The sequence below is a fragment of the Streptomyces sudanensis genome (assembly GCF_023614315.1).
Taxonomy (GTDB): domain Bacteria; phylum Actinomycetota; class Actinomycetes; order Streptomycetales; family Streptomycetaceae; genus Streptomyces; species Streptomyces sudanensis.
This window is the reverse complement of record NZ_CP095474.1, coordinates 2,047,010-2,052,473: the sequence shown is the minus strand read 5'-3', so window position 1 is coordinate 2,052,473 and position 5,464 is coordinate 2,047,010. Positions and strand designations below refer to the sequence as shown.

The window sequence follows — 5,464 nt, the reverse complement described above, 5'->3', positions numbered from 1 at the left end:
GGGGGAGACGGGGCCCGGCCCGCGAGGCCGGGCCCCGGCTGAGCCCCGCCCGCNNCCCGCCCGCGCGCGGGGGAGCCTCCCGGGCCCGGCGCGCTGTCGGAGGGGGCGGGTAGCGTCGGGGCATGGCGCAGACGGCGGTGGTGGAAGGCGTCCTCGAGCGGATCACGTACAGCAACGAGGAGAACGGCTACACGGTCGCCCGGGTCGACACCGGGCGCGGCGGCGGGGAACTGCTCACCGTCGTGGGCTCGCTGCTCGGCGCGCAGCCCGGCGAGTCGCTGCGGATGGAGGGCCGCTGGGGCTCCCACCCGCAGTACGGGCGGCAGTTCACCGTGGAGAACTACACGACGGTGCTGCCCGCGACGATCCAGGGCATCCGCCGCTACCTGGGCTCCGGGCTGATCAAGGGCATCGGCCCGCGGATCGCCGACCGGATCGTGGAGCACTTCGGCACGGACACCCTCGACGTCATCGAGCGGGAGCCGGAGCGGCTCGTCGAGGTCCCCGGCCTCGGCCCGAAGCGGACGCGGATGATCGGCGCCGCCTGGGAGGAGCAGAAGGCCATCAAGGAGGTCATGGTCTTCCTCCAGGGCGTCGGCGTGTCCACCTCGATCGCGGTGCGGATCTACAAGAAGTACGGCGACGCGTCGATCTCCGTCGTGCGGAACCAGCCGTACCGGCTCGCCGCCGACGTGTGGGGCATCGGCTTCCTCACCGCCGACCGCATCGCCCAGGCCGTCGGCATCCCCCACGACAGCCCCGACCGGGTCAAGGCGGGCCTGCGCCACGCCCTGTCCCAGTCGTCCGACCAGGGGCACTGCTTCCTGCCGGAGGAGCGGCTCATCGCGGACGCGGTGAAGCTCCTCCAGGTCGACACCGGCCTCGTCATCGACTGCCTCGCCGAGCTGGCGGCGGACGAGGAGGAGGGCGGCGTCGTGCGCGAGCGGGTGCCCGGCCCGGACGGGGAGCCGGTGACGGCCGTGTACCTGCTGCCGTTCCACCGGGCGGAGGTGTCCCTCGCCGGGCAGCTCGGACGGCTGATGCGGGCCGAGGAGGACCGCATGGCGGCCTTCCGGGACGTCGCCTGGGACAAGGCCCTGGCCTGGCTCGCGGACCGTACGGGGGCGGAGCTGGCGCCCGAGCAGGAGGCGGCGGTGCGCCTCGCCCTGACCCGGAAGGTCGCGGTGCTGACCGGCGGGCCCGGCTGCGGCAAGTCCTTCACGGTGCGCTCGGTGGTGGAGCTGGCCCGCGCCAAGAAGGCGAAGGTCCTGCTGGCCGCGCCGACGGGCCGGGCGGCCAAGCGGCTCGCGGAGCTGACGGGCGCCGAGGCGTCGACGGTCCACCGGCTGCTGGAGCTGAAGCCGGGCGGGGACGCGGCGTACGACCGGGACCGGCCGCTGGACGCGGACCTCGTGGTCGTCGACGAGGCGTCGATGCTGGACCTGCTGCTGGCGAACAAGCTGGTCAAGGCGGTCGCGCCGGGCGCCCACCTGCTGCTGGTGGGGGACGTGGACCAGTTGCCGAGCGTCGGCGCGGGGGAGGTGCTGGGCGACCTGCTGGCGCCGGGCAGCCCCGTGCCGTCGGTGCGGCTCACACGGATCTTCCGCCAGGCGCAGAAGTCCGGGGTCGTCACCAACGCGCACCGGATCAACGCCGGGGAGTACCCGGTGACCAGCGGCCTGCCGGACTTCTTCCTGTTCGTGACGGAGGACACCGAGGAGGCCGGGCGGCTCACGGTCGACGTGGCCGCCCGCCGCGTCCCGGCGAAGTTCGGCCTCGACCCGCGCCGGGACGTGCAGGTCCTGGCGCCCATGCACCGCGGCCCGGCCGGCGCGGGCACGCTCAACGGCCTCCTCCAGCAGGCCGTCACCCCGGCCCGCCCCGGGCTGCCGGAGAAGCGGTTCGGCGGCCGCGTCTTCCGCGTCGGGGACAAGGTCACCCAGATCCGCAACAACTACGAGAAGGGCGAGAACGGGGTCTTCAACGGCACGGTGGGGGTGGTCACCGCCCTCGATCCGGAGGAGCAGCGGCTGACGGTGCTGACGGACGAGGACGAGGAGGTGCCGTACGACTTCGACGAACTGGACGAGCTGGCCCACGCGTACGCGGTGACCATCCACCGCTCGCAGGGCAGCGAGTACCCGGCCGTGGTGATCCCGGTCACCACGGGCGCCTGGATGATGCTCCAGCGCAACCTGCTCTACACGGCCGTCACCCGGGCCCGGAAGCTGGTCGTCCTGGTCGGCTCCCGCAAGGCGATCGGCCAGGCGGTCCGGACGGTCTCCGCCGGCCGCCGCTTCACCGCGCTCGACCACCGGCTGAGGGGAGCGTGATCGGCGGAGAACACCCCCCGGGGCTTTCGGAACCGGGGCGAAGAGGGCAGGATGAGCGGGCTGACGGCACGCAGTGCCGCCGATAGGCCCAATGGTCGACCCCGAGTGCACTCTACTGAGCCGGATGGGGGATGGTAGAGGCAGTCAGGGCACCTCGAAGAAGAGGCACAACGTCGGTGAGGGATGACGTGAGCGACAACTCTGTAGTACTGCGGTACGCGGACGGCGAGTACACCTACCCGGTGGTCGAGAGCACCGTCGGCGACACGGGCTTCGACATCGGCAAGCTCCGCGCGCAGACGGGTCTGGTGACCCTGGACAGCGGCTACGGCAACACGGCCGCCTACAAGTCCGCCATCACCTACCTGGACGGCGAGCAGGGCATCCTGCGCTACCGCGGCTACCCGATCGAGCAGCTGGCCGAGCGCTCCACCTTCCTCGAGGTGGCGTACCTGCTGATCAACGGCGAGCTGCCCAAGGCCGACCAGCTGGAGGGCTTCACCACCGAGATCACCCGGCACACGCTGCTGCACGAGGACGTCAAGCGGTTCTTCGACGGCTTCCCGCGTGACGCGCACCCGATGGCGATGCTGTCCTCCGTGGTCAGCGCCCTGTCGACGTTCTACCAGGACAGCCACAACCCGTTCGACGAGAAACAGCGCCACCTGTCGACGATCCGGCTGCTAGCGAAGCTGCCGACGATCGCGGCGTACGCGTACAAGAAGTCGATCGGCCACCCGTTCGTCTACCCGCGCAACGACCTGTCGTACGTCGAGAACTTCCTGCGCATGACCTTCTCGGTGCCGGCGCAGGAGTACGAGCTGGACCCGGTCGTCGTCTCGGCCCTCGACAAGCTGCTGATCCTCCACGCGGACCACGAGCAGAACTGCTCGACGTCCACGGTCCGCCTGGTCGGTTCGTCGCAGGCGAACATGTTCGCGTCGATCTCCGCCGGCATCTCGGCCCTGTGGGGCCCGCTGCACGGCGGCGCCAACCAGTCGGTGCTGGAGATGCTCCAGGGCATCCAGGCCAACGGCGGCGATGTCGACTCCTTCATCCGCAAGGTGAAGAACAAGGAGGACGGCGTCCGCCTGATGGGCTTCGGCCACCGCGTCTACAAGAGCTTCGACCCCCGGGCGAAGATCATCAAGGCGGCGGCGCACGACGTCCTCTCGGCACTCGGCAAGAGCGACGAGCTGCTGGACATCGCGCTGAAGCTGGAGGAGCACGCGCTCGCCGACGAGTACTTCGTCTCGCGCAACCTCTACCCGAACGTGGACTTCTACACGGGCCTGATCTACCGCGCCATGGGCTTCCCCACGGAGATGTTCACGGTGCTGTTCGCCCTCGGCCGCCTGCCGGGCTGGATCGCCCAGTGGCACGAGATGATCAAGGAGCCGGGTTCCCGCATCGGCCGCCCGCGCCAGATCTACACGGGCGAGGTCCTGCGCGACTTCGTCCCGGTCGAGGCCCGCTGAGCCCTCCGGGCGCCGCCCGGACCGCGAAAGCGCCCCGCCCGCCGATCCCCCCACGGGTCGGCGGGCGGGGCGTTTCCCGTTTCCCGGTACCGGATTCCCCCCACGGGATCCGGGCCGGGCGCCTGCCGGTCTCCGGCAGAGGCTCGCGGGTGCGATCTGCCGGGGTACGCACGGACAGGAGGGCCGCTCAAAGCTCCCCGGCGCACGTGCCCCGGCCAACGCTTGCCCGGGACGTCCCCCAAGACATCCCGTGAACGTCCCCCAAGACGTTCCTGGCATCACCCATTTAGACCCGTGAGCCGTCCAAATGGTTACCCCTCACTATCTGTGATCTAGGTCTCTTTGTGAAGGTCCGATGGGTCACATGCAGGTGAACTCGCGTGAATGCGCGTTCCGGAGGGGCGGAGGGGTGTGCCGTATCGCCGTTTTCGTCGCGATGTAGCACGCCCCGGGCGGGGCGGCCGGTGCTCAGGCGGCCGGTGCTCAGGCGGCCGTGCCGACCAGTTCGTAGCCGGCCTCGTCCACGGCGGCGCGGACGGCCTCCTCGTCGAGCGGGGCGCCGGAGGTGACGGTGACCCTGCCGGTGGCGGCGACGGCCTGGACCGAGGTGACGCCGGGGAGGGCGGACAGCTCCTGGGTGACGGCGCCCTCGCAGTGGCCGCAGGTCATGCCCTTGACCTCGTACACGGTGGTGACGTCGGTGTTCGTCTCGGCACTCATGGCGCTTCTCCTCTGGGTGCGGCGAAGGGGCGGTGCCCCGGTTCCCTCCCACTCTATACCCCTAGGGGGTACGGGGCCGCGGGTGCGGGTGTGGGTGTGGGTGCGGGTGCAAGTGCGGGTACGGCGTCCGGCCCGCTCGCGCTCCGGCGGCGCCGCCCGCACCGGGGCGGGCCGCGCGGGCGGAGGCGGCGCGCTCGCGCNNGNCNNGCGTGCGGGNNGNNGGGGCGCCCCCGCGGCGACGGGGTGACGTTTCCCCTCGCCGCCGCGGGGCGCGGCCGCGTCAGCCGCCGCGGGACCGGTTGCCGGGGCGGTTGGCCACCCAGGTGCGGATCGTGTCCGCGTACCAGTAGGGCTTGCCCGCCTCCACGTGGTCGGGCTGCGGCAGGAGACCGTGCTTGCGGTAGGAGCGGACGGTGTCCGGCTGTACCCGGATGTGCGCCGCGATCTCCTTGTACGACCAGAGACTCCGGTCCGTCATCTGGATGGCACCTCCCTGTGCGCGCCGCGACGCGACCCGGGGAGGGTCGGCGAAGTGGCCGCGGCGCGGACTGACGATCACCAAGCCTGTGCCTGATCCGGCACGCAGAGTGACCGTTCGGGAGTGCTGTTGAACAGTTGTGACCGTGCGGCCACCGTACGGTGATGTATGTGACACCCGCAGGACGCCTTGCGGCCTACCGGCCGGACGGGCTCCGCGCCCCGTCCCGGGAGCCCCGCCCNNNGNGNCNNGGCNCGGCGCCCCCGGGCGCCGGCCCGCTCGTGCCTCCGCCCCGTGCCCGCCCGCGGATGCCCGGCGCTCCGGCCCGCCCGGGTGGCAGCAGGCCGTCGTCCCGGCCGGGGAGGGGCGGGGGCGCCGGCCCGCTCGCGCTGCGGCCCGTGCGTGCCCGGTGGGTCCTGGCCGGGAAGGGGCCGGGGACTCCGGCCGGAGGGNCC

Annotated in this window: 4 protein-coding genes; 2 read left to right on the top strand and 2 right to left on the bottom strand. The window is 72.2% G+C overall.

Annotated elements, in window-relative coordinates; all coding sequences use genetic code 11:
• Window positions 1-122: 122 nt before the first annotated feature.
• Complete coding sequence (recD2, locus tag MW084_RS09470) at window positions 123-2,333, top strand: SF1B family DNA helicase RecD2 (protein ID WP_010475400.1); 2,211 nt, start codon at window positions 123-125, stop codon at window positions 2,331-2,333.
• A 188-nt stretch (window positions 2,334-2,521) separates the two neighbouring features.
• Window positions 2,522-3,811: a citrate synthase gene (locus MW084_RS09465; protein WP_010475402.1), complete on the top strand. Its 1,290-nt coding sequence runs from the start codon at window positions 2,522-2,524 to the stop codon at window positions 3,809-3,811.
• Between the two features lie 483 nt (window positions 3,812-4,294).
• Here the strand turns inward: MW084_RS09465 and MW084_RS09460 are convergent, their stop codons facing one another.
• Window positions 4,295-4,531, bottom strand: coding sequence for a heavy-metal-associated domain-containing protein (locus MW084_RS09460; protein WP_010475404.1), 237 nt, complete (start codon window positions 4,529-4,531; stop codon window positions 4,295-4,297).
• A 280-nt stretch (window positions 4,532-4,811) separates the two neighbouring features.
• Window positions 4,812-5,009 (bottom strand): helix-turn-helix transcriptional regulator, encoded by a 198-nt coding sequence (locus tag MW084_RS09455; RefSeq protein ID WP_010476466.1) that lies wholly within the window; start codon window positions 5,007-5,009, stop codon window positions 4,812-4,814.
• Window positions 5,010-5,464 lie beyond the last annotated feature (455 nt).

Coding starts and splice junctions, on each gene's coding strand:
- recD2 (WP_010475400.1), top strand. CDS start 123: ATGGCGCAGACGGCGGTGGTGGAAGGCGTCCTCGAGCGGATCACGTAC.
- MW084_RS09460 (WP_010475404.1), bottom strand. CDS start 4,531: ATGAGTGCCGAGACGAACACCGACGTCACCACCGTGTACGAGGTCAAG.
- MW084_RS09455 (WP_010476466.1), bottom strand. CDS start 5,009: ATGACGGACCGGAGTCTCTGGTCGTACAAGGAGATCGCGGCGCACATC.